This is a genomic window from Pseudomonas citronellolis, assembly GCF_001586155.1.
GTDB lineage: Bacteria > Pseudomonadota > Gammaproteobacteria > Pseudomonadales > Pseudomonadaceae > Pseudomonas > Pseudomonas citronellolis.
This window is the reverse complement of sequence record NZ_CP014158.1, coordinates 6,607,511-6,634,297: the sequence shown is the minus strand read 5'-3', so window position 1 is coordinate 6,634,297 and position 26,787 is coordinate 6,607,511. Positions and strand designations below refer to the sequence as shown.

Sequence of the window (26,787 nt, the reverse complement as noted above, 5' to 3'; positions counted from 1 at the left end):
GAGGAGATAAGGCCCTGAGCATGCTCAACACGCTGCGCAAGATCGTCCAGGAAGTGAACGCCGCCAAGGACCTGAGGGCGGCGCTGGGCATCATCGTGCAGCGGGTCAAGGAAGCCATGGGCACCCAGGTGTGCTCGGTCTATCTGCTCGACGCCGAGACCAACCGCTTCGTCCTGATGGCCACCGAGGGCCTGAACAAGCGCTCCATCGGCAAGGTCAGCATGGCCCCCAACGAGGGCCTGGTGGGCCTGGTCGGCACCCGCGAGGAGCCGCTGAACCTGGAGAACGCCTCCGAGCACCCGCGCTACCGCTACTTCGCCGAGACCGGCGAGGAACGCTACGCCTCCTTCCTCGGCGCCCCGATCATCCACCACCGCCGGGTGATGGGCGTGCTGGTGGTGCAGCAGAAGGAAAAGCGCCAGTTCGACGAAGGCGAGGAAGCCTTCCTGGTGACCATGAGCGCGCAGCTGGCCGGGGTCATCGCCCACGCCGAGGCCACCGGTTCGATCCGCGGCCTGGGCAAGCTCGGCAAGGGCATCCAGGAAGCCAAGTTCGTCGGCGTGCCCGGCGCCCCCGGCGTGGCCGTGGGCAAGGCCGTGGTGGTGCTGCCGCCGGCCGACCTGGAAGTGGTCCCGGACAAGCCCATCGACGACGTCGAGGCCGAGGTCGAGCTGTTCAAGCAGGCCCTGGAAGCCGTGCGCGAAGACATGCGCAACCTCTCCAGCAAGCTGGCCACCCAGTTGCGCAAGGAAGAGCGCGCGCTGTTCGACGTCTACCTGATGATGCTCGACGACGCCTCCATCGGCCAGGAGGTCAAGCGCATCATCCGCTCCGGCCAGTGGGCCCAGGGCGCCCTGCGCCAGGTGGTGATGGAGCACGTCGCGCGCTTCGAGCTGATGGACGACGCCTACCTGCGCGAGCGCGCCTCCGACGTCAAGGACATCGGCCGGCGCATCCTCGCCTACCTGCAGGAAGAACGTAAGCAGACCCTCACCTACCCCGACCAGACCATCATCGTCAGCGAGGAACTGTCCCCGGCGATGCTCGGCGAGGTGCCCGAGGGCAAGCTGGTGGGGCTGATCTCGGTGCTCGGCTCGGGCAACTCCCACGTGGCCATCCTCGCCCGCGCCATGGGCATCCCCACGGTGATGGGCGCGGTCGACCTGCCGTATTCCAAGGTCGACGGCATCGACCTGATCGTCGACGGCTACCACGGCGAGATCTACACCAACCCGTCGCCGCAGCTGGTCAAGCAGTACGGCGAAGTGGTCGCCGAAGAGAAGGAGCTGAGCAAGGGCCTGGCCGCGCTGCGCGAGCTGCCCTGCGAGACCCTCGACGGCCACCGCATGCCGCTGTGGGTCAACACCGGCCTGCTGGCCGACGTGGCCCGCGCCCAGGAGCGCGGCGCCGAGGGCGTTGGCCTGTACCGCACGGAAGTGCCGTTCATGATCAACGACCGCTTCCCCAGCGAAAAGGAGCAGCTGGCGATCTACCGCGAGCAGCTCTCGGCCTTCCACCCGTTGCCGGTGACCATGCGCACCCTGGACATCGGCGGCGACAAGGCGCTGTCCTACTTCCCGATCAAGGAAGACAACCCCTTCCTCGGCTGGCGCGGCATCCGCGTCACCCTCGACCACCCGGAAATCTTCCTGGTGCAGACCCGCGCCATGCTCAAGGCCAGCGAGGGCCTGAACAACCTGCGCATCCTGCTGCCGATGATCTCCGGCACCCACGAGCTGGAAGAGGCGCTGCACCTGATCCACCGCGCCTGGGGCGAGATCCGCGACGAAGGCGTGGACATCCCCATGCCGCCGATCGGCATGATGGTGGAAATCCCCGCGGCGGTGTACCAGACCCGCGAACTGGCGCGCCAGGTGGACTTCCTCTCGGTCGGCTCCAACGACCTGACCCAGTACCTGCTGGCGGTTGACCGCAACAACCCGCGGGTGGCCGACCTCTACGACTACCTGCACCCGGCGGTGCTGCAGGCGCTGAAGAAGGTGGTCGACGACGCCCACCTCGAAGGCAAGCCGGTGAGCATCTGCGGCGAGATGGCCGGCGACCCGGCGGCGGCGGTGCTGCTGATGGCCATGGGCTTCGACTCGCTGTCGATGAACGCCACCAACCTGCCGAAGGTGAAATGGCTGTTGCGCCAGATCACCCTGGGCAAGGCCCGCGAACTGCTCGGCCAACTGATGACTTTCGACAACCCGCAGGTGATCCACAGTTCCCTGCACCTGGCATTGCGCAACCTCGGCCTCGGCCGGGTGATCAACCCCGCGGCGACCGTCCAGGGCTGACCTGGCGCGCCGCCCTCCCCGGAGCTGAGTCGTCCCTGGGGCCCTGTACAACCGGCAGCGCCGGGAGAAGGCTTATGGACGAGCAGCAAGCGCTCGCGGGTGACCGCGAAGCCATCGAGAAGACTCTCCGCTATGCCCTGGAGATCGTCAGCGACGGCATCTGGGACTGGGACATCCGCAGCAATGACGTCAAGCGCAGCCCCGGTTGGTACCGCATGCTCGGCTACCCCATCGATGGCCTGCCGGAAAACGTCGCCACCTGGCACTCGGTGATCCACCCGGACGACTTCCCCCGCGTCATGCGCAGCTTCCAGGCCTACCTGGACGGCCGGCAGGCGGCCTACGCCGAGGAATACCGCTGCCTCTGCGCCAACGGCGAGTACCTGTGGATAAGGGATCACGGCCGCTTCGTCGAATTCGACGACCAGGGCCGCGCCACGCGGATGATCGGCGCCCACCACAACATCCACGAGCGCAAGCTGATCGAGCTGGAACTCAAGCGCCGCAACGAAGAGCTGCACGAACTCAACCGCAACCTGGAACAACTGGTCGAACAGCGCACCGAGGCCCTGCGCCAGGCCAACCTGGCCCTGGCCGAACAGGCCGCGGTGGCGGTGCGCCTGAGCGAGACCGACCCGCTGACGCAGATCTACAACCGGCGCCGCTTCGAAAGCAGCCTGCAGCAGGAATGGCAGCGCCTGCAGCGTCACGACCAGCCGGTCAGCCTGCTGATGTTCGACCTCGACCACTTCAAGCGCATCAACGACCTCTTCGGCCACCCGGTCGGCGACCGCGTGCTGGTAGCGGTGACCCAGGCGGTGCGCCGGACCCTGCGCGAGGAAGACTGCTTCGCCCGCTGGGGCGGCGAGGAATTCATCGTGCTGCTGCCGAACACCCCGCTGGCCTCCGCCAGCCGCCTGGCCGAGCGCCTGCGCCTGCACATCCGCGAGGCCTGCGCCGAGCTGGAACAACCGCTCACCGCCAGCTTCGCCCTGGCCGGCATGCGCCGCGCCGAACCCCTGGAAAACCTGCTGCGCCGCCTGGACGACGCCCTCTACCGGGCCAAGCGCCTGCGCGATGCCATCGAGGTGTGCTAGGCCTCGGTGCATGGTGTAGGCGCAATTGCCCTACCGGCTGCGCCGAGGTGCTTTTCGTAGGATGGGTTGAGCTTGCGAAACCCATGCGGTGGCGGTGATGGGTATCGCTTCGCTCAACCCATCCTACGGGGCTGCGCGATGCCATCGAGGTGTGCTAGTGCGCATCGGACGTGATGTAGGAGCGGCAGGTTGGCCATCGCGGACGGAGTCCGCTCCTACAAAACCAACCTTCCCCTAGGTGTTGAGCTCCAGGCGCACCTCGCCCAGATGGGCCCCCTCCGGCCCGAAGCTGCGCTCGATGAACTCCCGGCGCCCATCGGCATGCACGCGCAGCACGCTGCTGGCGCGGGTGCCGTAGTTGGCGCTGGCGATGAACACGCTGGACAGCAGGCGCTCGGTGGCCAGGCCGACGCCGGTTTCCGGCAGCCGCTCGTCGCCGGGGCGTTCACGGTCGCCGAGCAGCCCCAGCAGCGCCCCGGGCTCGGCTTCGTCGAGGTGTTCCTCCAGCGCGGCGCGGGCACGCAGCAGCTTGGGCCAGGGCGTATCCAGCGAGGCGTTGGACAGCCCGTGCAGCCCGGCCGGCAATTCCCGCGGCTCGTCATCACGGGGGTTGAAGTAGCAGAGCTGGCGGACATCGCCGACCAGCAGGTTGAAGCCGGAATACTCGGCGGCGCGGCGCTGCACCTCGGCCAGGTAGTCCAGCGGCGCCTGACGGCCACGCAGAAAACCGGCCACCAGCTCGCCACGGGAGCGCGGCCCCAGCGGCTGGCCCGGATCACGCACGTTGGTCAGCGCCGCGAAGCGCCCGCCAGGCCCCAGCCCCATCCAGGTACCCCCGGCCTCCAGATCGCGCCCGGCATAGACGCCCGGCGCATCCTCCCACGCCGCCAGCGGCAGGGTGGGGCGGGCATAGAACTCGTCGCGGTTGGTCGCGACTATCAGCGGCATGGCGTGTCCGGGGCGCCAGGCAAGGACGATCAGGCACATGGGGCAGGGCCCTGCGGTGGTGGTTCAGGCAGGGTAGGTAACTGGCGTTGGCAACTCAATAGCCGCCGTCGTCCGGGCACGGCGCACGATGAAATTTCTTTCATATTGGTACCGAAAGGCCTGTTGCACCGCGGGCGGCTGCCGTCGCCGGCGCATTTTCGGTACCATGCCGCTTTTGCCACCCGAGGTCTCCATGGAGTTCCTTCTCTACCTGGTGCTGGGTGCCTGCGCGGGCGTGCTGGCCGGGTTGTTCGGCGTCGGCGGTGGCCTGATCATCGTCCCGGTGCTGGTGTTCAGCTTCACCGCCCATGGCTTTCCCGTCGAGGTGCTGACGCAGATGGCGGTGGGCACCTCGCTGGCGACCATCGTCTTCACCTCGGTCAATTCCATCCTCGAACACCATCGCCGCGGCGCGGTGCTCTGGCCGGTGTTCCTGTGGATGACCGTGGGCATCGTCGTCGGCAGCGCCCTGGGCGCGCTGACCGCCTCGGCCATCAAGGGAGCGGTGCTGCAGAAGATCATCGGCGTCTTCGCCGTGCTCATCTCCATCCAGATGACCCTGGGCCTGCAACCCAAGGCCGGCGGCAGCCTGCCGGGCAAGGGCGGGTTGGGCGCGGCCGGCGGCTTCATCGGCTGGGCCTCGGCGATCTTCGGTATCGGCGGCGGCTCGCTGACCGTGCCTTTCCTGTCCTGGCGCGGCGTCTCCATGCAGCAGGCGGTGGCTACGTCCTCGGCCTGCGGTCTGCCCATCGCCATCGCCGGGGCGATTTCGTTCATCGTGGTCGGCTGGCACCGGCCCGAGCTGCCGCAGTGGAGCTTCGGCTTCGTCTACCTGCCGGCGCTGGTGGGCATCGCCGTCACCAGCATGTTCTTCGCCCGCATCGGCGCGCGTCTGGCGCACCGCCTGCCGGCCAAGGTGCTCAAGCGCCTGTTCGCTCTGCTGATGTTCTGCATCGGCATGAGTTTCCTGATCAAACCCTAGGAGTAAGCGATGCTGCCCTATCCACAGATCGACCCCGTCGCGGTGTCGCTCGGCCCCCTGAAGATCCACTGGTACGGGCTGATGTACCTGATCGGCATCGGCGGCGCCTGGCTGCTGGCCTCGCGCCGGCTCGACCGCTTCGATGCGACCTGGAGCAAGGAGAAGCTCTCCGACCTGGTGTTCTGGGTCGCCTGCGGCGTGGTGCTCGGCGGGCGCCTGGGCTACGTGCTGTTCTACAAGCTGGACTTCTACCTGGCCAGCCCGCTGAACCTGTTCAAGGTCTGGGAAGGCGGCATGTCGTTCCACGGCGGGCTGATCGGCGTGATGCTGGCCACCTGGTGGTTCGGCAAGCGCAACGGCAAGAGCTTCTTCCAGCTGATGGACTTCATCGCCCCGCTGGTGCCGATCGGCCTGGGCGCCGGGCGCATCGGCAACTTCATCAACGCCGAGCTGTGGGGCAAGCCCACCGACGTGCCCTGGGCGATGATCTTCCCGCCCTACAGCGACCCGGCGCAGCTGCCGCGCCACCCGTCGCAGCTGTACGAGTTCGCCCTGGAAGGCATAGTGCTGTTCGCCATCCTCTGGATGTTCTCGCGCAAGCCGCGGCCGACCGCCTCGGTGTCGGGCCTGTTCATCCTCTGCTACGGCTGTTTCCGCTTCTTCGTCGAGTTCTTCCGCCTGCCCGACGCCGACCAGGGCGCCGGCGGCAACGGCGGCCCGGGCTACCTGGCCTGGGACTGGCTGACCATGGGCCAGCTGCTGTGCGTGCCGATGATCCTCGGCGGCATCGCCCTGATGGTCTGGGCCTACCGCCATGCGGCGGCGAAGCCGGCGACCCCCTGACGGACGGCGGCTTGTCGTAGAAGCGAGCAAGCCCGCCTGCCTCCTCCGGCAAACGCGACACCCGTAGGATGGGTTGAGCGAAGCGATACCCATCACCACCGCCGCATGGGTTTCGCAAGCTCAACCCATCCTACGGAAAGCACCTCGGTGCAGTGGGCAAGCTCGCTTCTGCCAAGCCAAGAGCCGCTCAGGCGCGGTCCCAAACCTCGAAGGCATAGGCCGGCGTTTCCGCCGTAGCCTCATGCTCGATACTGGACGCCAGGTGCCAGCGGCTTTCGTCCACCTCGGGGAAGTGCGCGTCGCCCGCCGGGCTCAGGGCCACGCGGGTCAGGTACAGGCGCTCGGCCACGGGCAGAGCCTCGGCGTAGAGCTGGGCGCCGCCGATCAGCATCAGCTCCTCGGCTTCCTCCTCCCGCGCCCAGGCGTCGGCGCGCTGCAGCGCGGCTTCCAGCGAGGTGAAGACCTCCGCACCTTCCAACTGCAGGCCGGCCTGGCGGCTGACCACCAGGTTGAGCCGGCCGGGCAGCGGGCGGCCGAGGGAGTCCCAGGTCTTGCGGCCCATGATGATCGGCTTGCCCAGGGTCAGCGCCTTGAAGTGCTTGAGGTCGGCCGGCAGGTGCCAGGGCAGGCGGTTGTCGATGCCGATCACGCGGTTCTCGGCGAGGGCGGCGATCATCGCCAGCGGCAGGCGGGAAGGGGCTTGGGACATCGTGGCTCCGGTCATGTGCTCAGGGTGATCCATCGGTGGCAGAGGATACCAGCCGCTGGGCCGGCGCGTCGTTCGCGTAGGGCGGCACGCGCATGAAGAAGGTGCCGTCCTCGTTGACCTGGGTGATGCCGGTGGCCAGCACCTTGCGGTAGTCCTTGAGGCTGAACGCCAGCGTCTGGCCGGGCTGCTCGGCCTTGAGCAGCACCTGCGCGTAGGTGATGAGGATCTCGAAGATCTTCAGGTCGCCCGATTGCAGCCAGATGTACGAAGGACCGGCCAGGCTGGGCGGCTCGAAGCGCGGCGGCGGGCTGCCGGCCGGGCGGGCGAAGCGCAGGTGCAGGCCCTGCGCATCGAGCCAGGCGGCGTCGACCTTGCCGTCGATGCCCACCAGCGGGAACACCTGGTGGTAGTCCAGGCGCATGGCGTTGTCGCGCAGCAGGGCGCCGGGGCGCTGCAGGTCGACCAGCGAATCCAGGTGCAGGCCGACCAGGCTCATGGCGCCATAGGCCGGCACGCCGAGGACCTTGACCTGGTCCGGCTGGTAGAGGAGCTCGTCGCCCTCCAGGCGCACGCTGCCGGCCAGGCGCAGCGGCAGCCAGGGGCCGATGCCCAGGGGCTGCACCTCGCCGCTGACGCGCAGGCGCTCGCCGTCGATGCTCATGCTGAAGTTGCGCAGCATGCTCTGTGGATAAGCCAGGATGCGCTCGTTGAACAGGCTGGCCAGTTGCTGCGGGTCGAGAATCACCTCGCCCTCGGTGACCTGGATGCGCATGTCCTGCGGGCGGTCGAAATCCACCGGCGCGCCGGCCTTGAGCGGCACCAGCCAGCCCTTGAGCTGCGGGCTGTGGAAGCCGATGCCACCCTCGAAGTACATGTCCACGTTGTGCAGCAGCAGGCCGACGCCGTCCTGGCCGGAATCGCGCACGCCGCCCGGGCGGCTGGCGGCGTGCCCGGTGTCCGGCGGCGTCTGCTGGAACCAGCCCTGGCGCAGCAGCTGCAGTTCCTGCTGCTGGCGGTCGATGGCGCTCTGCGCCTGCGTAAGCAGGGGCAGGGCGAGGAGCAGGGGCAGCAGGCGCTTCATAGGGCTTTCTCCTGCGGGGCCGGCGCCTTCACCGGCGACACCGCGATGTGCACCATGCCGTCCTGGCGCAGGCGGATCTCGCCGTACTGCAGCTGGCGGCGGTAGTCGTAGAGGTTGAACAGCAGCGGCTGCCCGGGGCTGAGACTGGTGAACAGGGCGTAGGCCTTGACCAGGATGGTGCGGGCCATCTTGATGTCGCCGCCCTGGATGAACATGTAGCTCTCCGGCGCCTGCAACTGCGGCCATTGCAGGCTGGCCAGGTCCTCGCCCAGCAGCAGGTCCATGCCGCCGTCGGCCAGCTTCAGGCTGCGCACGGCGAACTCCAGGCGCGGCGGCGGGAACAGGCCGTCGAGGTCGACCAGGATGCGGTTGCCGACCAGTTGCATGTGCGCGGTGTGCAGTTGCAGCACCTCTGACATCTCGATGGAGGCGGCGCTCAGCGAAGGGGTGACGTCCACGCCGTCGACGAAGATGCGTTGCGGCACCAGCGCCACCTTCAGCGGGCCGGCCTGCTCGATGCCGGTGAGCATCCGCAGCGGCCGCCAGCGGCCCTTGCGCAGCAACTCGCCGCGCACTTCCTGGCCGTCCTTGCGGGTGGCCAGGACCAGGTTGCGCACCGGCGCGTCGGCGCTGCGCAGTTCGGCGTTGAGCAGGGTGGCGAGGGTGGCGTCGGCGACGAAGATGTCGCCGGCCTGGATGCGCGCGACTATGGCCCTGGGGTCGTCGAGCATCAGCGGCGTGCCCTTGGGGCCGTTGGAGCTCATGCGGATCAGCATGCGGCGGATGAAGAAGCCGATGTCGTCGTGCAGGCGGAAGTCGGTGTGGCTTATCCACAGCTTCGACTCGTCGCTGTCGGAGGCGCGCTGGCCGACCTTGTCGTCCAGCTGGCGCGGCGGCACCGCCTGCATTAGCGGGGTGTCCGGGCCCCAGTCGGAGGGGCGCACCGGGGGCGTTTCCACGGCCGCCGCATGGGCGGCGGCCAGCAGGAGCAGGGCGCAGGGCAGGACGCGCGGCATGGCGGGCCTCGTTGTTGTTGTTGTTCTGGTTGGCTTTGGCACCCTATACCCGTGGGCGCGCCGGGTAAGCCCTTCCTTGGTTCGGTCGGCGGGCGCCGGTGTTACCGTTACCCCGGAGAGCTGGCGGGCGGACGCGGCGCGGCGCAGCGGTTATGCTTGCGCCCCAGGAACCCGTGCCGGAGACACTGTGAGCGATACCGCCCCACCTTCCGCCTTCGACCGACTGTGGCTGTGCGAAGCCGTGCGCCTGCGCGAGGAGCAGGCCGGCCCGCTGGAGGACGCCGAGGCCAACCGCCGCGCCATCGCCGCCGGCGGCGAACTGCCCCGGCGCATCGAGAACCGCGCCCTGTGGCTGGCCGGCCGCGACGAGCTGGACAGCGCCCTGCGCCTGTGGAAACAGGGCGCGCAACTGGCCTTCTACCTGCTGATCTTCCTCGCCCTGCTCAGCGGCGCCGGCCTGGCCCTGGCCGCCCTCGGCGACGGCCAGCGCCCGGTCAACGTGTTCTGGGCCCTGGCCAGCCTGCTCGGCCTGGACCTGCTGATGCTGCTCGGCTGGGCCGCGGGCTTCGCCCTCGGCGGCGGCGAGGCGGCCGGGGCCCTGGGCCGCCTGTGGTTATGGCTGAGCGGCAAACTGGCGCGTGATGCCCGCGCCGCGCAACTGGCGCCGGCACTGCTGGTGCTGCTCGGCCGCCAGCGCCTGACGCGCTGGGCGCTGGGCATGCTGGTCCACGGCCTGTGGCTGCTGGCCCTGGGCGCGGCCATGGTGGTGCTGCTGGCGTTGCTCTCGACGCGGCGCTACGGCTTCGTCTGGGAAACCACCATCCTCGGCGGCGATACCTTCGTTTTCCTCACCCAGGGGCTCGGCGCGCTGCCTTCGCTGCTGGGCTTCCCGCTGCCGGACAGCGACCTGGTGCGCGCCAGCGGCGATGCCCTGGTGGCCAGCGAGGCGGCGCGCCACGCCTGGGCCGGCTGGCTGGTGGGCATCCTGGCGGTCTACGGCCTGCTGCCGCGCCTGCTGCTCTGGGCCTTCTGCCTGTGGCGCTGGCGCCGCGGCCGCGCGGCGTTGCGCCTGGACCTCTCGCTGCCGGGCTATAGCCTGCTGCGCGAACGCCTGCTGCCCAGCAGCGAGCGCCTGGGCGTCAACGATGCCGCGCCGGCCAGCCTGGTCGAACCCCAGGCGCAGAACCCCGCCGCCAGCGCGGACGGCGCCCTGCTGGTGGCCATCGAACTGGACGACAGCCAGCCCTGGCCACCGAAGCTGCCGGCCGGCGTGGCCGATGCCGGCGTGCTGGACGATGGCGCGCAACGCCGCCGTCTGCTGGAACAGCTGACCCGCTACCCGCCGGCGCGCCTGGCCATCGCCTGCGACCCGCGGCGCTCGCCGGACCGCGGCACCCTGGCGCTGATCGCCGAGCTGTCGCGCTGCGCCGGCGCCACCCGCGTCTGGCTGCTGCAGCCGCCGGCGGGCAGCGGTCTGGACAGCGACCGCCTGGCCGACTGGCATGCCGCCATCGACAAGCTGAGCCTGGCGCACAGCGGCGCATCGCCCCTGGCCTGGCTGGAGAGCGGACATGACTGAGCCCCTCAGGCTGGCCGTGGTCGGCCACACCAACGTCGGCAAGACCTCGCTGCTGCGCACCCTGACCCGCGACGTCGGCTTCGGCGAGGTCTCGCACCGTCCCAGCACCACCCGCCACGTCGAAGGTGCACGGCTGTCGGTGGATGGCGAGTCGCTGCTGGAGCTGTACGACACTCCGGGCCTGGAGGACGCCATCGCCCTGCGCGACTTCCTCGATGCCCTGGAACGCCCCGGCGAGCGCCTCGACGGCCCGGAGAAGCTGCGTCGCTTCCTCGACGGCAGCGAGGCGCGCGGCCGCTTCGAGCAGGAAGCCAAGGTGCTGCGCCAGTTGCAGGCGTCCGACGCCGGGCTCTACGTGATCGACGCCCGCGAACCGGTGCTGGCCAAGTACCGCGACGAACTGGCGGTGCTCGCCGGCTGTGCGCGGCCGCTGCTGCCGGTGCTGAACTTCGTCGCCAGCGCCAACCACCGCGAGGAGCAGTGGCGCGAGGCCCTGTCGCGCCTGGGCCTGCACGCGCTGGTGCGCTTCGACAGCGTGGCGCCGCCGCTGGACGGCGAACGCCGGCTCTACGAGAGCCTGGCGCTGCTGCTGGAGAAGTCGCGCCCGCAGCTGGAACGGCTGATCCGGGACCACGAGGCCCAGGCCGTGGCGCGCCGCGAAGCCGGCGCCAAGTTGATCGCCGAACTGCTGGTGGACGTCGCCGCCTGCCGCGACCTGGTGCCGGGCGATGCCGAGGCCATCCGCCAGGCCACCGAAGTGTTGCGCGACCGCGTGCGCAAGCGCGAGGAAGCCTGCGTGCAGGCCCTGCTGCGCCTCTACGCCTTCCGCAAGGACGACGCCCGCGCCGCCGACCTGCCGCTGCTGGACGGCCGCTGGGGCGATGATCTGTTCAACCCCGAAACCCTGCGCCAGCTCGGCGTGCGCCTGGGCGGTGGAGTGGCTGCCGGCGCCGCGGCTGGCGCGGGCATCGACCTGCTGGTGGGCGGCCTGACCCTGGGCGCCGCCACCGCCCTCGGCGCCCTGGCCGGCGGCGCCTGGCAGACCGTCGGCCACTACGGCCAGCGCCTGCTCGGCAAGCTCAAGGGCCAGCGCGAACTTTCGGTGGACGACAGCGTGCTGCGCCTGCTCGCCCTGCGCCAGCGCCAACTGCTGGCGGCATTGCAGGCGCGGGGCCATGCGGCCATGGAGGCGATCCGCGTTGCTTCGCCGGAAGACAAGCAATGGCGCGAAGGCAAGCTGCCCGAGGCGCTGCGCAAGGCGCGGGCGCACCCGGAATGGTCGACCTTGAATGGCCGCAAACGGGTGGACAAGAGCGAACGCCAGGAGCAGGTCGACGCATTGGCTCAACAGCTGCTGGAACCGTAGGGCGGATAACCGCGAACGGTTATTCGCCGCTACACCTCCGTTGCCGCCGCGTCTTGGCCGAGCCCTGGCGCATACCCGGCCAGCGCCAAGCCCAACAGCGAGCGGGCCGGCGGCCAAGGTCAGGCGGCGGATAACCGCGAACGGTTATTCGCCCTACGTTCAGTCGAGCGCGATCATTTCCACCGACGCCTGGCCGTCCGCGATGCTCAGGATCGCCAGCGAGATCGGCAGCTTGAAGCGCCGCGGCCCGGCGCTGCCGGGGTTGAGGTAGAGCACCCCGTCGCGCACTTCCTGCAGCGGCTTGTGCGAATGCCCGGCCAGCACCACGTCGAAGCCTTCGGCCCGTGGATCGATGGCCAGTTGCTTGAGGTCGTGGATCAGGTACAGGCGCAGCCCGCCCAGTTCCAGGCCCAGGGTTTCGGGAATGGTCTCGGCCCAGGCTTCGGTGTCGTTGTTGCCGCGCACCACGTCCAGCGGCGCCAGTTGGCGCAGCGCATCGAGGATCGCCGGCTTGCCGATGTCGCCCAGGTGCAGCAGGCGCTGGCAGCCGCGCAGGGCTTCCAGGGCTTCGGGACGCAGCAGGTTGTGGGTGTCGGCGATCACGCCGACGCGCAGGGAAGTGCTCATGCATCCAGCATAAACGACGACGCCACCCGAGGGTGGCGTCGCGGCTGGCTCAGTTCTGGGCCCTGGCCGCCGGCGTTTCCGGCAGGAACCAGTTCAGCAGCAGGGCGCAGATGCCGCCGGTGGCGACGCCGGATTCCAGCACGTTGCGCAGCGCCGCCGGCATGTGCGCGAGGAATTCAGGCACCTGCGACACGCCCAGGCCCAGGGCCAGGCTGACGGCGATGATCAGCAGGGCGCGGCGGTCGAGGTGGGTGCCGGCGAGGATGTTGATGCCCGAGGCGGCCACCGCGCCGAACATCACCATGGCCGCGCCGCCGAGCACCGGCTCGGGCACCGCCTGGATCACCCCGGCGACGCTGGGGAACAGGCCCAGCACCACCAGCATGGCGGCGATCCACAGGCCGATGTGGCGGCTGGCCACGCCGGTCAGCTGGATCACCCCGTTGTTCTGCGCGAACACCGAGCTGGGGAAGGTGTTGAAGATGCCCGCCAGCAGCGAGTTGGCGCCATTCACCAGCACCCCGCCCTTGATCCGCTGCATCCACAGCGGGCCTTCCACCGGCTGCTTCGACACCTGGCTGGTGGCGGTGACGTCGCCGATGGCCTCCAGCGAGGTGACCAGGTAGATCACCAGCATCGGGATGAACAGCGCCCAGGAGAAGCTCAGGCCGAAGTGCAGCGGCGTCGGCACCTGGAACAGCGCGGCCTGGTGCATGCCGCTGAAGTCCAGGCGGCCCAGGTAGCCGGCCAGCGCGTAGCCCACGGCCAGGGCGATGACGATGGCGCCGCTGCGCATCCACACCACCGGGATGCGGTTGAGCACCACTATGATCGCCAGCACGGTGCCCGACAGCAGCAGGTTCTCGCCGTTGGCGAAGGTGCCGTTGCCCATGGCGCTGAAGCCGCCGCCCATGCTGATCAGGCCGACCTTGATCAGGGTGAGGCCGATCATCAGCACCACGATGCCGGTCACCAGCGGGGTGATCAGTCGCTTCACGAACGGCAGGATGCGCGACACGCCCATCTCCACGAAGGAGCCGGCCATGACCACGCCGAAGATGGCCGCCATCACCTGTTCTACCGGCGTGCCCTGCTTGACCATCAGCGCCCCGCCGGCGATCAGCGGGCCGACGAAGTTGAAGCTGGTGCCCTGGACGATCAGCAGCCCGGCGCCGAACGGCCCGAAGCGCTTGCACTGGACGAAGGTGGCGATGCCGGAGATGACCAGCGACATGGACACGATCAGGTTGGTGTCGCGGGCGGAAACGCCCAGCGCCTGGCAGATCAGCAGGCCGGGGGTGACGATCGGCACGATGATCGCCAGCAGGTGCTGCAGCGCGGCGAGCAGAGCGACGGGCAGGGCGGGACGGTCTTCCAGGCCGTAGACCAGGTCGCGCTGGGCCTTGTCGGCGGTGACGGGGTTCTCGAGGGAGCTCATGGCGGCAGTCCGGGAAAAAGAGCGGGATTTTACGGGGTGGGGGCGGGATCGGACAGTGCCATAGGGCAGGGATTTTTCTTTTGGAGGTGACACTAACTGTCAGGAAGTGCCGATGCTGATGGCACTATTTGCCCTAATTGGTCATTCGAAATTTGATTTTTTTGAATTCTGTCAAGGGGGCTTTGTTGTTGAGGAAATTTCAGTAGCTCGTAGAGGAATTTGACTGCATATCTTCCTTATCCGTGGAGGATTTAATTCATTTGGCCCGCCAGATCCAATGGAAATTGGCGGATGAACTGAATCATTCGTGGAGAAGAAAATGCATCCATATAGGTCTTTGCAAAAAGGCTTCACGCTTATCGAACTGATGATCGTCGTTGCTATTATTGGTATCCTTGCGGCGGTAGCCATGCCTGCCTACCAGGATTACACTTCGAAAGGCAAGGCTGCGGCTGCTCTCGCCGATATTGCTTCGCACAAGACTCAGTTCGAACTGGAAATGACGGAAGGCCGAGACCCGACAAATACTACAGTCGGTTTTTCAGGGGATACGACTGCCAGTTGCTCGAAAGTGATAGTTTCCAAGAGCGGAATGAAATGCGAAATCAGCAATGCTGGTCGGCTTGGTAACGGTGCTTTTATCGAGCTTAAATATACCAGTACCGAATATGAAGCGACCGGGGCAATAAAGACGGCGGGTGGCTTCAAGTGTGAGACAAGTTCCGGAATGCCAGTGGCGTTTATTCCCGCCGGTTGTTTGGCGGCTAAAGGTACGCCTTAAAAGTAGCTTCGTAGTGTCCGATAATTAGCACCATATTAAAATGCCCGGATAGTAATCCGGGCATTTTGTTCTTCAGGTCATCAACCGTCCAGCAACGCCTTGTTCCGCACCGCCCCCTTGTCAGCACTGGTAGCCAAAAGCGCATAAGCCTTCAGCGCCGTACTGACGCGACGGGCGCGGGGCTGCGCCGGCTTCCAGCCCTTCTTGTCCTGCTCGATGCGGCGGGCGGCCAGTTCTTCGTCGCTGACCAGCAGGTTGATGCTGCGGTTGGGGATGTCGATCAGCACCTTGTCGCCATCCTTGACCAGGCCGATGGCGCCGCCTGCGGCGGCTTCCGGCGAGGCGTGGCCGATGGACAGGCCCGAGGTGCCGCCGGAGAAGCGGCCGTCGGTGAGCAGGGCGCATTGCTTGCCCAGGCCCTTGGACTTCAGGTAGCTGGTGGGGTAGAGCATTTCCTGCATGCCCGGGCCGCCTTTCGGGCCTTCGTAGCGGATGATCACGATGTCGCCCGGCTTCACTTCGTCGGCGAGGATGCCCTTCACCGCGGCGTCCTGGCTTTCGAAGATCTTCGCGCTGCCTTCGAACACGTGGATCGACTCGTCCACGCCGGCGGTCTTCACCACGCAGCCGTCGAGGGCGATGTTGCCGTACAGCACGGCCAGGCCGCCTTCGGCGGAGTAGGCGTGCTCGACGCTGCGGATGCAGCCTTCGGCGCGGTCGTCGTCCAGGCTCGGCCAGCGGGTGTTCTGGCTGAATGCGGTCTGGGTGGGGATGCCGGCGGGGCCCGCCTTGAAGAAGGTGTGGACGGCTTCGTCGCGGGTCTGGGTGATGTCCCACTGGGCGATGGCGTCGGCCATGCTCGGGCTGTGCACGGTCGGTACGTCGGTGTGCAGCAGGCCGCCACGGGCCAGCTCGCCGAGGATGGAGAAGATGCCGCCGGCGCGGTGCACGTCTTCCATGTGGTACTTCTGGATGTTCGGCGCCACCTTGCACAGCTGCGGCACCTTGCGCGACAGGCGATCGATGTCGCGCAGGTCGAAGGCGATCTCCGCCTCCTGCGCTGCGGCCAGCAGGTGCAGGATGGTGTTGGTCGAGCCGCCCATGGCGATGTCCAGGGTCATGGCGTTCTCGAAGGCCTTGAAGCTGGCGACGTTGCGCGGCAGCACGGACTCGTCGCCTTCGCCGTAGTAGCGCTGGCACAGTTCCACGGCCAGGCGCCCGGCGCGCAGGAACAGCTGCTCGCGGTCGGCGTGGGTGGCCAGGGTCGAGCCGTTGCCCGGCAGCGACAGGCCCAGGGCCTCGGTCAGGCAGTTCATCGAGTTGGCGGTGAACATGCCGGAGCAGGAGCCGCAGGTGGGGCAGGCGCTGCGCTCGTATTCGGCGACCTTCTCGTCGGAGCAGGAATCGTCGGCCGCGACCACCATGGCGTCGACCAGGTCCAGGCCGTGGCTGGCCAGCTTGGTCTTGCCGGCCTCCATCGGCCCGCCGGAAACGAACACCACCGGGATGTTCAGGCGCAGGGCGGCCATCAGCATGCCGGGGGTGATCTTGTCGCAGTTGGAGATGCAGACGATGGCGTCGGCGCAATGGGCGTTGACCATGTATTCCACGGAGTCGGCGATGATCTCGCGGCTCGGCAGGGAATAGAGCATGCCGTCGTGGCCCATGGCGATGCCGTCGTCGACGGCTATGGTGTTGAATTCCTTGGCCACGCCCCCGGCCTTCTCGATCTCGCGGGCGACCAGTTGGCCCAGGTCCTTCAGGTGCACGTGGCCGGGCACGAACTGGGTGAAGGAGTTGGCGATGGCGATGATCGGTTTCTTGAAGTCTTCGTCCTTCATCCCGGTGGCGCGCCAGAGGGCGCGGGCGCCGGCCATGTTGCGGCCGTGGGTGGAGGTTTTCGAGCGGTAATCGGGCATGACGAGTTCCTGCGGCTAATCAGGCATCGGTAAGAGTCTTATCGTGAGCGTCGTTCGAGGCACATGCAAACGGCAGATGGAGCTGCATGCTCGGAGGGGGCTGCAAGACGGGGCGGGGTCACCGCCCGCGCGGCCGGGGCTCACGGGCCCGCCGGGGGATGTTGGCGAGGGATGTGCAGGATTCTACGCCGGCCGCCGCCGCCAGGGAAAGGCTGATGGTCGGCGGGTGGGGGCAGCTGGAAGCCTGAAGCTGGAAGCTTGAAGAAAGGGCGGCGCCTGGAATACTTTTCCAGCTTCCAGCTTCCAGCTTCCAGCTTCCAGCTTCCAGCTTCCAGCTTCCAGCTTCCAGCTTCCAGCTTCCAGCTTCCAGCTTCCAGCTTTGAAGCTATCAGCTATTGGGCAACAACCGCACCGTCAGACTCTTGATATAGCGGGTCTCGGCGATGGCCGGGTGCACCGGGTGGTCCGGGCCCTGGCCGCCGCGTTCCAGCAGCTGGAGGTTGCGGTCCAGGTGGCGGGCGCTGCCGAGCAGGATGTTCTGCAGGTCGTCCTCGGGCAGGTGCATGGAGCAGGAGGCGCTGACCAGGATGCCGTCCTTGGAGAGCAGGCGCATGGCCTGTTCGTTGAGGCGGCGGTAGGCGGCCTCGCCGTTCTTCAGGTCCTTCTTGCGCTTGATGAAGGCCGGCGGGTCGGCGATGACCACGTCGAAGCGCTCGTCTGCGGCCTTCAGCTCGCGCAGGGCGTCGAACACGTCGCCTTCCACGCAGGCGACCTTGTCGGACAGGCCGTTGAGGGTGGCGTTGCGCTCCACGCCGTCGAGGGCGAAGCCGGAGGCGTCCACGCACATCACGTCGCTGGCGCCGAAGGCCGCGGCCTGGATACCCCAGCCGCCGATGTAGCTGAACAGGTCGAGCACGCGCTTGCCTTTCACGTAGGGCGCCAGGCGCGCGCGGTTCATGCGGTGGTCGTAGAACCAGCCGGTCTTCTGTCCGGCCAGCACCGGGGCCTCGAAGCGCACGCCGTTCTCTTCCAGGGCGACCCACTCGGGCACTTCGCCGTAGGCGTTCTCCACGTAGCGCTCCAGGCCCTCGGCATCGCGCGCGCTGGAGTCGTTCTTCCACAGCACGGCGCTGGGCTTGAGCACCTGCAGCAGGGCGGCGAGCACGTCGTCGCGGTGCTTCTCCATGGTCGCCGAGGCGAGCTGCACCACCAGCACGTCGCCGAAGCGGTCCACCACCAGGCCGGGGAGCAGGTCGGCGTCACCGTAGACCAGGCGGTAGAAGGGCTTGTCGAAGAGGCGCTCGCGCAGGCTCAGGGCGATGTTGAGGCGGTGTACCAGCAGCGATTTGTCGAGAACGTGCTTGGTGTCGCGGGAAACCAGGCGTGCGCAGATCAGGTTGTTCGGGCTCAGCGCCACCACGCCCAGCGGCTTGCCGTTGGCCATTTCGAGGATCGCCTGGTCGCCGGCGGCGAAGGCGTTCAGCGGCGTGGCCTGGACATCCACCTCGTTGCTGTAGACCCACAGGTGGCCGGCGCGCAGGCGGCGCTCGGCGTTGGCTTTCAGACGCAAGCTGGGCAGGGTCATGGCGGTGCTCCGGGAAAAAGAGCGAGATTATAACCGCTGGCCGCCGGGGTTGCCGATGCCGCGCGGGCGTGACGAGCAGGCATAAAGTTCGCGCCGCGGCTGCCGATACGGTTCTGTCTAAATCGGCAGTTCCAGAAGTCGTCCGTCTGGGTAAACTGTGCGCCCCGTCAACTTTCCCAGACCGTCCCCATGGTCCAAGAACTCTCCGCCGAACAGATCCGCCAGACCCTGCAGGGCATCAGCGTGCCGCCGCAACCGCAGATCATGGTCGACCTGCAGATGGAACAGGTCATGCCCAACCCCGACCTGAAGGCCATCGCCAAGCTCATCAGCCAGGACCCCGGGTTGTCCGGCGCGTTGCTCAAGCTGGTCAACTCGCCGTTCTTCGGCCTGGCCAACCGCATCACCTCGATCCAGCGCGCGGTCAACCTGTTGGGTAGCCGCTCGGTGATCAACCTGATCAACGCCCAGTCGATCAAGGGCGAGATGAGCGACGACACCATCGTCACCCTCAACCGCTTCTGGGACACCGCCCAGGACGTGGCCATGAGCTGCCTGACCCTGGCCAAGCGCATCGGCTACGAGTCGGTGGACGAGGCCTATGCCCTGGGGCTGTTCCACAATTGCGGCATCCCGCTGATGCTCAAGCGCTTCCCGCATTACATGGCGGTGCTGGAGGAGGCCTATGCCAGCGCCAGCGACGAGCGCCGCGTGGTGGACACCGAGAACCGCGTGCTGAACACCAACCACGCCGTGGTCGGCTACTTCACCGCGCGCTCCTGGCGCCTGCCGGAGCACGTCTGCGAGGCCATCGCCAACCACCACAACGCGCTCACGGTGTTCAGCGAGGAAAGCAGCCGCAACACCCAGCTGAAGAACCTGCTGGCGATCCTCAAGATGGCCGAGCACATCTGCGGCTCGCACCGCATCCTCGGCAACCAGCCGGAGGACCACGAGTGGGAGAGCATCCGCGCCCTGGTGCTGGATTACGTGGGGCTGACCGAATACGACTTCGAGAACCTGAAGTCGAGCATCCTCGAACTGGGCGTGGGGCAGGGGAGCTATTAGGGATCGCGGATGGAGTCCGTTCCTATCATCGTGCTTCCCCGCAACGTAGGGCGTATAACCGTTCGCGGTTATCCGCCGTTGGCAGGAATACCGATGCCCTTTAAGAGCGCCCTCTCCCCAACCCTCTCCCGCAAGCGGGAGAGGGGGCTGTCCTGAGCAGCGTCGAAGCCAGGCACCATCCTCATACCCCCGGGAGCCCAGAAAACAACGTAGGAGCGGGCCCTGCCCGCGATTCGCGCGCAGGGCGCGCTCCTACAAGTGCAAGAGAACCGACCGAAGTGCGCCAAGGCGCGGGACAGCACAATGAAAAAGCCGGGCATCTGCCCGGCCTTTTCATGAACGCGGCGCTTTAGTCGAGCATGTCGCTGAAGCGCTCGTCCTTCTTGTACACCAGCGGCTGGGCGAAGCCCGGCACGCTCATTTCCTCGGCGCCGATGCGGATGTCGCGGTCGTCGATCATGTCGTTGCCGAAGTTGTAGATGATGTCGAACTGGCCCTTGAGCGCCTGTTCCTCGTAGCGCTGGGCGGCGGCGCGGGTTTGCTCGCGGCGCGCCTGGTAGGCGTCGAAGGCGGTGGCGCCGTGGCGCTTGCGCAGCATCTTCTCGGCCAGGCGCGGGGAGAGCAGCACGCCGGTGGCGTTGTTGCCGCCGAAGCCCTTGGAGTTGATGAAGCAGACGTCCAGGTCGTCGCGGCGGCGGTCCTTGTTGGACAGCGCGATGCGATCCTTGTGCACGTCGGCGGCGAAGGTCTCGACGGTCTTGATGCCCGGCAGCAGGCCGTACTTGAAGGTGCCCAGGGCGGAGACCAGCTGGTCGGCGCTGGCGGTGGCCAGGGAGTGGCCGACGAAGGCCTTGACCGCGGCCACCGGCCAGTCGGCGATGCCGAAGGCCTTGGCCACGCGGTCGAGGATTTCCGACTCGGTGACGCGGTTGGCCGGGGTGCTGGAGCCGTGGGCATGGACGAAGCTGTGGCGGCGCACGCCTTCCTCGCCGACGATCTGCATGGCGGCGGCCACGGCCTTGGCCATGGTCAGGTAGTTGCCCGGGCCGGGGGCGGAGATGGATTTCTTGAAGCCGTCGGCGTTGATGAAGACGTCGGTCACCGCGCCGTGGATGTCGGCGCCCAGCTCCAGGGCCAGGGCGTCGTCCATCAGCACCACGTATTGGCTGGATTCGGCCAGGGTGAAGCCGCAGTTCTCGCCGAACGGACGGCTGGCGCGGCGGAAGTCCACGTCCGGGCGGCCCTCGATGTTGCGCAGGCCTTCCTCGGTGGCCAGGGCACTCATGGCCGCGTAGCCCTCGACGATTTCCGAGGTGATCGGCGCTTCGCTGTTGCCCACCACGACCACCCGCGCCTGGCCGGAGGTGATGGCCTCGATGCCTTTCTGCAGGTTGTAGAGGAAGGTGGCGCAGGCGCCGGTGACGCTGCCGGTGAGGCCGACGCTGCCCAGCACGTAGGCGTTGATGAAGTCGGTGGGCATGCTGTTGAAGCCCAGCGGCAGCTGCTTGGCGCTGACGCGGTGGCCCTTGAGGCGCGACTGCAGCAGGCCGCCGAAGCCGTTGTCGTCGAGCTGGCTCATGATGCTGCTGGAGAACACGGCGATTTCGTCGGGCTGCACGCGGTCGACGATGCGCTGCCAGTCGATGCCCACCGAGCGGATCGCATCGGTGGCGCCCACCACGGCCATCTGCAGGCCGCGCGGGTGGAAGCGCGAGGCGTACAGTTCGCCCGGCTCGAAGCCGGTGGGCAGCTGGCCGGCGGACTTCACCGGCATCTCGCGGTAGCTGTCGACCTTGACCTCGACGCTGTCGTGGAGGGTGACGCGCACCTGGTTGTCGGCCAGTTCTTCCACCGACCAGTTGGCCGGCAGCGGCTCGGGCAGCTGCTTGCGCGCGGTGGTGAAGCTCAGCGGCTGGGCGCCGTCGGCTTCGAGGGTGAGGTTCTTGTGCCAGTGCGCGGCATCGACGTCGAAGTACTGCTTCTCGATGCGGCGGATCAGGGTGGAGCCGAGGATCTGCGCGGCATGCCGCCGCTCGATGGCGGCCAGGTCCAGGCGCGCGCCGTCGGCGGCGTCCAGGTAGTGGCCGTCCTCGAACTTCACCAGCTTCATCATCACGGCCAGGCCGGCGAGGGTCTGCTGGCGGGCCTGCTCGTCCAGGGACTCCAGGACGGTGCGACGGAACGCATGGTGGAAGGAACTGCGACCCGCGGCGTTATACCCACCAAAACCAACGATGACCGGTAGTCGAGACATCTCTCGCAAACTCCTTCATATAGGCCCGTCCTGTGCAGGACCGGATGGCGCGACCAGGGTGCACGCGAGGCGCAGGGAGGCGACATCACGGATCGGGGGCACAAGCCCGGCGGCAGCTCTGTGATTGGAATGCTTATGCTGACGAGGATGATGACTGCCGAGTCACGCTTTTGGCCAGGGATTGACGGCGAAAGGCGACGAACTTGCCAGGAAGGAGGGGGTGGAACGGATGCGCGAAGACGCCGGGAGCCGGTGTGGCTCCCGGGCGGGGTTGCAGAACGGACTCAGCGGTACTCGATGCCGGGTTTTTTGGTGCTGACGCGGGTGCCGGACTTGCCCTGGGTGATGGCCACGATGTTTTCCAGCGAGCCGATCACCGCGTCCTTGCCGGTGGCGCGGGCGAATTCGGCGGCGGCTTGCACTTTCGGGCCCATGGAGCCGGCGGCGAAGCCGAGGCGTTCCAGTTCGTCCGGGTGGGCCTGGGCGATGGCCTTCTGCGTCGGCTTGCCCCAGTCGATGTAGGCCGCGTCCACGTCGGTGGCGATGATCAGGATGTCGGCATCCAGTTCCTGGGCCAGCAGCGAGGAGCACAGGTCCTTGTCGATCACCGCCTCGACGCCGGAAAGTTTCTTGCCGGACTCGTCGTACATGGTCGGGATGCCGCCGCCGCCGGCGCAGATGACGATGGTGCCTTTCTCCAGCAGCCATTTCACCGGGCGGATCTCGAAGATGCGCTTGGGCCGCGGGCTGGCCACCACGCGGCGGAACTTGTCGCCGTCCGGGGCGATGCTCCAGCCCTTTTCCTTGGCCAGGGCTTCGGCTTCTTCCTTGGTGTAGACCGGGCCGATCGGCTTGGTCGGATGCTGGAAGGCCGGGTCCTTGGCGTCCACCTCTACCTGGGTGAGGATGGTGGCGAAGGGCACTTCGAAGGGCAGCAGGTTGCCCATTTCCTGTTCGATCATGTAGCCGATCATGCCCTCGGTCTCGGCGCCGAGGACGTCCAGCGGATACGGCGTGACCTTGTCGTAGGCGGCGCCCTGCAGGGCCAGCAGGCCCACTTGCGGGCCGTTGCCGTGGGCGATCACCAGCTCGTTGCCAGGTGCCACTTTGGCGATCTGTTCGGCGGCGATCCTTACGTTTTCACGCTGGTTGGCCGCGGTCATGGGTTCGCCACGACGCAGCAGGGCGTTGCCGCCCAATGCGACGACGATACGCATAGTCATTTCCTCCTGAAGCTGAAGACGCCCCCGGGCCGGCAGGCCGGGCCCGGGGAGCGCATCCGTCGATCACATGTCGGCGAGGGTCGAAACGAGGATCGCCTTGATGGTGTGCATGCGGTTCTCCGCTTGCTCGAAGGCGATGTTGTACGGGGACTCGAAGACGTCTTCGGTGACTTCGATGCCGTTCTTCAGGTTCGGGTACTGGGCGGCGATCTGCTGGCCGACCTTGGTTTCGCTGTTGTGGAAGGCCGGCAGGCAGTGCATGAACTTCACCCGCGGGTTGCCGGCGGCTTTCATGATGTCCAGGTTGACCTGGTAGGGCAGCAGTTCCTTGATGCGCTCGCCCCAGGCTTCCACCGGCTCGCCCATGGAAACCCAGACGTCGGTGTGGATGAAGTCCACGCCCTTGACGGCTTCCTTCGGGTCTTCGGTGAGGGTGATGCGGGCGCCGCTTTCCTCGGCGAATTTCTTGCAGGCGGCGACGTGTTCGTCGCTCGGCCACAGCGCTTTCGGCGCGGCGATGCGCACGTCCATGCCGAGCTTGGCGCCGATCAGCAGCAGGGAGTTGCCCATGTTGTTGCGGGCGTCGCCCAGGTAGGCGTAGGCGATGTCGTGCAGCGGCTTGTCGCTGTGCTCGCGCATGGTCAGCACGTCGGCCAGCATCTGCGTCGGGTGGTACTCGTCGGTCAGGCCGTTGAACACCGGTACGCCGGCGTACTGCGCCAGTTCCTCGACGATCTCCTGCTTGAAGCCACGGTACTCGATGGCGTCGTACATGCGGCCGAGCACGCGGGCGGTGTCCTTCATGCTCTCCTTGTGGCCGATCTGCGAGGAGTTGGGGTCGATGTAGGTGACGTTGGCGCCCTGGTCATAGGCGGCGACCTCGAAGGCGCAACGGGTGCGGGTGGAGGTCTTCTCGAAGATCAGGGCGATGTTGTTGCCCTTGAGGTGTTGCTGCTCGGTGCCGGTGTACTTGGCGCGCTTGAGGTCGCGGGACAGGTCGAGCAGGTAGCGCAACTCGCGGGTGCTGTGGTGCATCAGGCTGAGCAGGTTGCGGTTGTGCATGTTGAAAGCCATGTTCTTTCTCCTTGTGGGATGGGATCGGCCCTCGTCAGTACAGCTTGTGGCTGGCGGGGCGGGCGGCCCTGGCCGGGGCCGCCGCATTGAGTAGGGTGGGCTGTGGCGATCAGTAGTCGATCGGGTCGCGGATGATCGGGCAGGTCATGCAGTGGCCGCCGCCACGGCCGCGGCCGAGCTCGCCGGCGCTGATGGTGATGACTTCCACGCCGGCCTTGCGCAGCAGCGTGTTGGTGTAGGTGTTGCGGTCGTAGCCGATGACCACGCCGGGCTCGACGCAGACCACGTTGTTACCGTCGTCCCACTGCTCGCGCTCGGCGGCGAAGCTGTTGCCGCCGGTCTCGACGATGCGCAGTTTCTTCAGGCCCAGGGCCTCGGCGACCACGCTGATGAAGTCCTTCTCCTCGCGCTGCACGTTGATGCCGTAGGGGCTCTTCTCGTCCGGGCGCAGGGTGAAGGCGACGATTTCCTTGACCACTTCGGGGAAGACGGTGACCAGGTCGCGGTCGCAGAAGCTGAACACGGTGTCCAGGTGCATGGCCGCGCGGGACTTCGGCAGGCCGGCGACTATGACTTTCTCGACCGCGCCCTTGGCGAACAGCGACTGGGCGACCTGGCCGATGGCCTGGCGGGAAGTCCGCTCGCCCATGCCGATCAGCACCACGCCGTTGCCGATGGGCATGACGTCGCCGCCTTCGAGGGTGGAGGAGCCGTGGTCCTTGTCCGGGTCGCCGTACCAGATTTCGAATTCGGCGTTGGTGAATTCCGGGTGGAACTTGTAGATGGCGGTGGTCAGCAGGGTTTCCTGGCGACGCGCCGGCCAGTACATCGGGTTCAGCGTCACGCCGCCGTAGATCCAGCAGGTGGTGTCGCGGGTGAACTGGGTGTTGGGCAGCGGCGGCAGCAGGAAGCTGGAGTGGCCCAGGTAGTCGCGGAACATCTTCAGCGGCTTGGAGCCTTCGCTTTCCGGGATGTCGTCGGCGGTCACGCCACCGATGAGGAATTCGGCCAGTCGTCGCGGCTCGAGGCCTTCCAGCCAGGCGCGCAGTTCGTGGGTCAGGCCCAGGCCGACGCTATCGGCGGTGATCTTGCGATCGAGGATCCATTTCAGCGCTTCGGGGTTCTGGACGGTCTCGGTCAGCAGGTTGTGCATTTCCAGGACGTCGACGCCGCGCTCGCGCATCTTGGTGACGAAATCGAAGTGGTCGCGCTTGGCCTGGTTTACCCAGATTACGTCGTCGAACAGCAACTCGTCGCAGTTGCTAGGGGTCAGGCGTTGGTGGGCAAGACCGGGCGAGCAGACCATCACTTTGCGCAATTTGCCAGCTTCGGAGTGGACGCCAAGTTTGGTTTTTTCCGTGCTCATGAGTGTCTCCAGTGATGTCACAGAGTGAGGAAGCCGTCGTAGAGGCCATACGCCGCGATCAGCGCGCCGATCACGACACCTGCGAAGATGAGCTTCTCGACGTTGGTGAAGATCGGTTGGCCGACTTCACGTTTCGCTTTCGCGAAGAGGATGACGCCTGGTGCGTACAGCAGCGCCGACAGCAGCAGGTATTTCAGGCCGCCGGCGTAGATCAGCCAGACGGCGTAGATCACCGAGATGCCCGCGATGATCAGGTCCTTGTTGCGCTCGCCCGCATCGTTCTCGTAGGTCTCGCCGCGCACCGCCAGCAGCAGGCCGTAGGCCGCGGACCAGAAGTACGGGATGAGGATCATCGAGGTGGCCAGCAGCAGCATCTTGGTGTACGGGTCCATGCCGCTCGGGTCGCCCGAGGTGAAGAACACGATGACCAGGAAGACCTGCACGCAGATGTTGGTCAGCCACAGGGCGTTGGCCGGCACCTGGTTGGCGTTCTCCTTGCGCAGGAACTCCGGCATGGTGTGGTCCTTGGCCGCGGCGAACATGATCTCGGCGCACAGCAGCACCCAGGACAACAGGGCACCGAGCAGGGAGATCAGCAGGCCGACGCTGATGAGTATCGCGCCCCAGTGACCGACCACGTGCTCCAGCACCAGCGCCATCGACGGGTTCTGCAGCTTGGCCAGTTCCGGCTGGGTCATCACGCCCATGGACAGCACGTTCACCAGCACCAGCAGCAACAGCACGGTGATGAAGCCGATGACCGTGGCCTTGCCGACGTCGGCGCGTTTTTCCGCGCGGGAGGAGAAGATGCTCGCGCCCTCGATGCCGATGAACACCCACACGGTGACCAGCATCATGTTGCGCACCTGGTTCATCACGCTGCCCAGCTCGGGATTGCTCTTGCCCCAGATGTCGGAGGTGAAGATGTCCAGCTTGAAGGCGAACAGGCAGATCAGGATGAACAGGAATAGCGGCACTATCTTGGCGATGGTGGTGATGGTGTTGATGAACGCCGCTTCCTTGATCCCGCGCAGCACCAGGAAGTGCAGGGCCCACAGCAGCACCGACGCCGCGATGATCGCGGGGAGGGTGTCGCCCTTGCCGAAGACCGGGAAGAAGTAACCCAGGGTGCTGAACAGCAGCATGAAGTAGCCGACGTTGCCCAGCCAGGCGCTGATCCAGTAACCCCAGGCCGAGGAGAAGCCCATGTAGTCACCGAAACCGGCCTTGGCGTAGGCATACACACCGCCGTCGAGGTTGGGCTTGCGGTTGGCGAGGGTCTGGAAGACGAAGGCCAGGGTCAGCATGCCGACCGCGGTGATGGCCCAACCGATGAGAATGGCGCCGACGTCTGCACTGGCGGCCATGTTTTGCGGGAGAGAGAAGATCCCCCCGCCGACCATGGAACCGACGACCAGAGCGGTAAGTGCCCCAAGTCGTAGTTTTTGGCTGCTTTCTTGCGACATTTTCGGAATCTCCCTATAGGAGTTGG

General features: G+C 67.0%; 21 protein-coding genes. 8 read left to right on the top strand and 13 right to left on the bottom strand.

Going from position 1 to position 26,787, the window contains the following annotated elements; all coding sequences use genetic code 11:
* Positions 1-20 precede the first annotated feature (20 nt).
* A complete protein-coding gene (ptsP, locus tag PcP3B5_RS28900; RefSeq protein ID WP_009613924.1) occupies positions 21-2,300 on the top strand; it encodes a phosphoenolpyruvate--protein phosphotransferase in 2,280 nt (759 codons plus the stop codon).
* A 74-nt stretch (positions 2,301-2,374) separates the two neighbouring features.
* Positions 2,375-3,397 carry a sensor domain-containing diguanylate cyclase gene (locus PcP3B5_RS28895; protein ID WP_061563061.1) on the top strand — a complete coding sequence of 341 codons (1,023 nt, stop codon included), beginning with the start codon at positions 2,375-2,377 and terminating at the stop codon, positions 3,395-3,397.
* A 234-nt stretch (positions 3,398-3,631) separates the two neighbouring features.
* Here the strand turns inward: PcP3B5_RS28895 and PcP3B5_RS28890 are convergent, their stop codons facing one another.
* Positions 3,632-4,384 (bottom strand): NRDE family protein, encoded by a 753-nt coding sequence (locus PcP3B5_RS28890; protein WP_061563060.1) that lies wholly within the window; start codon positions 4,382-4,384, stop codon positions 3,632-3,634.
* A 193-nt stretch (positions 4,385-4,577) separates the two neighbouring features.
* Between PcP3B5_RS28890 and PcP3B5_RS28885 the strand changes: the two genes are divergently transcribed.
* Together PcP3B5_RS28885 and lgt are read left to right on the top strand one after the other, a co-directional pair.
* Positions 4,578-5,366 carry a sulfite exporter TauE/SafE family protein gene (locus PcP3B5_RS28885; protein WP_043268279.1) on the top strand — a complete coding sequence of 263 codons (789 nt, stop codon included), beginning with the start codon at positions 4,578-4,580 and terminating at the stop codon, positions 5,364-5,366.
* A 9-nt stretch (positions 5,367-5,375) separates the two neighbouring features.
* Complete coding sequence (gene lgt / locus PcP3B5_RS28880; protein ID WP_058070833.1) at positions 5,376-6,209, top strand: prolipoprotein diacylglyceryl transferase; 834 nt, start codon at positions 5,376-5,378, stop codon at positions 6,207-6,209.
* Positions 6,210-6,396: 187 nt separating this feature from the next.
* Here lgt and PcP3B5_RS28875 read toward each other — a convergent pair whose 3' ends face one another.
* The 3 genes from PcP3B5_RS28875 to PcP3B5_RS28865 are packed head-to-tail and all read right to left on the bottom strand — an operon-like array spanning position 6,397 to position 9,015.
* Positions 6,397-6,918: a dihydrofolate reductase gene (locus PcP3B5_RS28875; protein ID WP_061563059.1), complete on the bottom strand. Its 522-nt coding sequence runs from the start codon at positions 6,916-6,918 to the stop codon at positions 6,397-6,399.
* Positions 6,919-6,937: 19 nt separating this feature from the next.
* Positions 6,938-7,999 (bottom strand): hypothetical protein, encoded by a 1,062-nt coding sequence (locus PcP3B5_RS28870; protein WP_061563058.1) that lies wholly within the window; start codon positions 7,997-7,999, stop codon positions 6,938-6,940.
* Positions 7,996-9,015, bottom strand: a complete 1,020-nt coding sequence (locus tag PcP3B5_RS28865) for a hypothetical protein (RefSeq protein WP_061563057.1) — start codon at positions 9,013-9,015, stop codon at positions 7,996-7,998. Before PcP3B5_RS28865 ends, PcP3B5_RS28870 begins: the two co-directional genes overlap by 4 nt.
* A 187-nt stretch (positions 9,016-9,202) precedes the next feature.
* Between PcP3B5_RS28865 and PcP3B5_RS28860 the strand changes: the two genes are divergently transcribed.
* Together PcP3B5_RS28860 and PcP3B5_RS28855 are read left to right on the top strand one after the other, a co-directional pair.
* Entirely contained in the window at positions 9,203-10,594 is a 1,392-nt protein-coding gene (locus PcP3B5_RS28860) for a DUF2868 domain-containing protein (RefSeq protein ID WP_061563056.1), read from the top strand.
* A complete protein-coding gene (locus PcP3B5_RS28855) occupies positions 10,587-11,960 on the top strand; it encodes a GTPase/DUF3482 domain-containing protein (RefSeq protein WP_061563055.1) in 1,374 nt (457 codons plus the stop codon). Before PcP3B5_RS28860 ends, PcP3B5_RS28855 begins: the two co-directional genes overlap by 8 nt.
* A gap of 159 nt (positions 11,961-12,119) precedes the next feature.
* Here PcP3B5_RS28855 and PcP3B5_RS28850 read toward each other — a convergent pair whose 3' ends face one another.
* Together PcP3B5_RS28850 and PcP3B5_RS28845 are read right to left on the bottom strand one after the other, a co-directional pair.
* Positions 12,120-12,587, bottom strand: a complete 468-nt coding sequence (locus tag PcP3B5_RS28850) for a metallophosphoesterase family protein (protein WP_145923961.1) — start codon at positions 12,585-12,587, stop codon at positions 12,120-12,122.
* 49 nt (positions 12,588-12,636) lie between these two features.
* Positions 12,637-14,025, bottom strand: coding sequence for a nucleobase:cation symporter-2 family protein (locus PcP3B5_RS28845; protein ID WP_061563054.1), 1,389 nt, complete (start codon positions 14,023-14,025; stop codon positions 12,637-12,639).
* Positions 14,026-14,344: 319 nt separating this feature from the next.
* Between PcP3B5_RS28845 and PcP3B5_RS31245 the strand changes: the two genes are divergently transcribed.
* Positions 14,345-14,806, top strand: coding sequence for a pilin (locus PcP3B5_RS31245; protein WP_082656901.1), 462 nt, complete (start codon positions 14,345-14,347; stop codon positions 14,804-14,806).
* 80 nt (positions 14,807-14,886) lie between these two features.
* On the opposite strand, the gene ilvD is transcribed toward PcP3B5_RS31245, so the two are convergent.
* Together ilvD and PcP3B5_RS28835 are read right to left on the bottom strand one after the other, a co-directional pair.
* Entirely contained in the window at positions 14,887-16,725 is a 1,839-nt protein-coding gene (gene ilvD / locus PcP3B5_RS28840; RefSeq protein ID WP_043317516.1) for a dihydroxy-acid dehydratase, read from the bottom strand.
* 388 nt (positions 16,726-17,113) lie between these two features.
* Positions 17,114-18,310, bottom strand: a complete 1,197-nt coding sequence (locus PcP3B5_RS28835; RefSeq protein WP_061563053.1) for a class I SAM-dependent rRNA methyltransferase — start codon at positions 18,308-18,310, stop codon at positions 17,114-17,116.
* A 243-nt stretch (positions 18,311-18,553) separates the two neighbouring features.
* Here PcP3B5_RS28835 and PcP3B5_RS28830 point away from each other — a divergent pair, with 243 nt between their 5' ends.
* Positions 18,554-19,378 (top strand): HDOD domain-containing protein, encoded by an 825-nt coding sequence (locus PcP3B5_RS28830; RefSeq protein WP_116425215.1) that lies wholly within the window; start codon positions 18,554-18,556, stop codon positions 19,376-19,378.
* Positions 19,379-19,727: 349 nt separating this feature from the next.
* Here the strand turns inward: PcP3B5_RS28830 and PcP3B5_RS28820 are convergent, their stop codons facing one another.
* The 5 genes from PcP3B5_RS28820 to arcD all read right to left on the bottom strand — a co-directional run bounded on the left by PcP3B5_RS28820 (position 19,728) and on the right by arcD (position 26,761).
* Positions 19,728-21,632, bottom strand: coding sequence for a beta-ketoacyl synthase (locus PcP3B5_RS28820; RefSeq protein WP_061563052.1), 1,905 nt, complete (start codon positions 21,630-21,632; stop codon positions 19,728-19,730).
* A 284-nt stretch (positions 21,633-21,916) separates the two neighbouring features.
* The gene (gene arcC / locus PcP3B5_RS28815) at positions 21,917-22,849 is read right to left on the bottom strand and encodes a carbamate kinase (protein ID WP_058070824.1); all 933 of its coding nucleotides are present in this window, start codon (positions 22,847-22,849) and stop codon (positions 21,917-21,919) included.
* Between the two features lie 69 nt (positions 22,850-22,918).
* Complete coding sequence (locus tag PcP3B5_RS28810) at positions 22,919-23,929, bottom strand: ornithine carbamoyltransferase (protein WP_009613905.1); 1,011 nt, start codon at positions 23,927-23,929, stop codon at positions 22,919-22,921.
* A 109-nt stretch (positions 23,930-24,038) separates the two neighbouring features.
* Positions 24,039-25,295 carry an arginine deiminase gene (arcA, locus tag PcP3B5_RS28805; protein ID WP_009613904.1) on the bottom strand — a complete coding sequence of 419 codons (1,257 nt, stop codon included), beginning with the start codon at positions 25,293-25,295 and terminating at the stop codon, positions 24,039-24,041.
* Positions 25,296-25,312: 17 nt separating this feature from the next.
* Positions 25,313-26,761 (bottom strand): arginine-ornithine antiporter, encoded by a 1,449-nt coding sequence (gene arcD / locus PcP3B5_RS28800; protein ID WP_081884577.1) that lies wholly within the window; start codon positions 26,759-26,761, stop codon positions 25,313-25,315.
* Between the last annotated feature and the right edge of the window lie 26 nt (positions 26,762-26,787).

Coding starts and splice junctions, on each gene's coding strand:
- ptsP (WP_009613924.1), top strand. CDS start 21: ATGCTCAACACGCTGCGCAAGATCGTCCAGGAAGTGAACGCCGCCAAG.
- PcP3B5_RS28895 (WP_061563061.1), top strand. CDS start 2,375: ATGGACGAGCAGCAAGCGCTCGCGGGTGACCGCGAAGCCATCGAGAAG.
- PcP3B5_RS28890 (WP_061563060.1), bottom strand. CDS start 4,384: ATGTGCCTGATCGTCCTTGCCTGGCGCCCCGGACACGCCATGCCGCTG.
- PcP3B5_RS28885 (WP_043268279.1), top strand. CDS start 4,578: ATGGAGTTCCTTCTCTACCTGGTGCTGGGTGCCTGCGCGGGCGTGCTG.
- lgt (WP_058070833.1), top strand. CDS start 5,376: ATGCTGCCCTATCCACAGATCGACCCCGTCGCGGTGTCGCTCGGCCCC.
- PcP3B5_RS28875 (WP_061563059.1), bottom strand. CDS start 6,918: ATGTCCCAAGCCCCTTCCCGCCTGCCGCTGGCGATGATCGCCGCCCTC.
- PcP3B5_RS28870 (WP_061563058.1), bottom strand. CDS start 7,999: ATGAAGCGCCTGCTGCCCCTGCTCCTCGCCCTGCCCCTGCTTACGCAG.
- PcP3B5_RS28865 (WP_061563057.1), bottom strand. CDS start 9,015: ATGCCGCGCGTCCTGCCCTGCGCCCTGCTCCTGCTGGCCGCCGCCCAT.
- PcP3B5_RS28855 (WP_061563055.1), top strand. CDS start 10,587: ATGACTGAGCCCCTCAGGCTGGCCGTGGTCGGCCACACCAACGTCGGC.
- PcP3B5_RS28850 (WP_145923961.1), bottom strand. CDS start 12,587: ATGAGCACTTCCCTGCGCGTCGGCGTGATCGCCGACACCCACAACCTG.
- PcP3B5_RS28845 (WP_061563054.1), bottom strand. CDS start 14,025: ATGAGCTCCCTCGAGAACCCCGTCACCGCCGACAAGGCCCAGCGCGAC.
- PcP3B5_RS31245 (WP_082656901.1), top strand. CDS start 14,345: ATGCATCCATATAGGTCTTTGCAAAAAGGCTTCACGCTTATCGAACTG.
- ilvD (WP_043317516.1), bottom strand. CDS start 16,725: ATGCCCGATTACCGCTCGAAAACCTCCACCCACGGCCGCAACATGGCC.
- PcP3B5_RS28835 (WP_061563053.1), bottom strand. CDS start 18,310: ATGACCCTGCCCAGCTTGCGTCTGAAAGCCAACGCCGAGCGCCGCCTG.
- PcP3B5_RS28820 (WP_061563052.1), bottom strand. CDS start 21,632: ATGTCTCGACTACCGGTCATCGTTGGTTTTGGTGGGTATAACGCCGCG.
- arcC (WP_058070824.1), bottom strand. CDS start 22,849: ATGCGTATCGTCGTCGCATTGGGCGGCAACGCCCTGCTGCGTCGTGGC.
- PcP3B5_RS28810 (WP_009613905.1), bottom strand. CDS start 23,929: ATGGCTTTCAACATGCACAACCGCAACCTGCTCAGCCTGATGCACCAC.
- arcA (WP_009613904.1), bottom strand. CDS start 25,295: ATGAGCACGGAAAAAACCAAACTTGGCGTCCACTCCGAAGCTGGCAAA.
- arcD (WP_081884577.1), bottom strand. CDS start 26,761: ATGTCGCAAGAAAGCAGCCAAAAACTACGACTTGGGGCACTTACCGCT.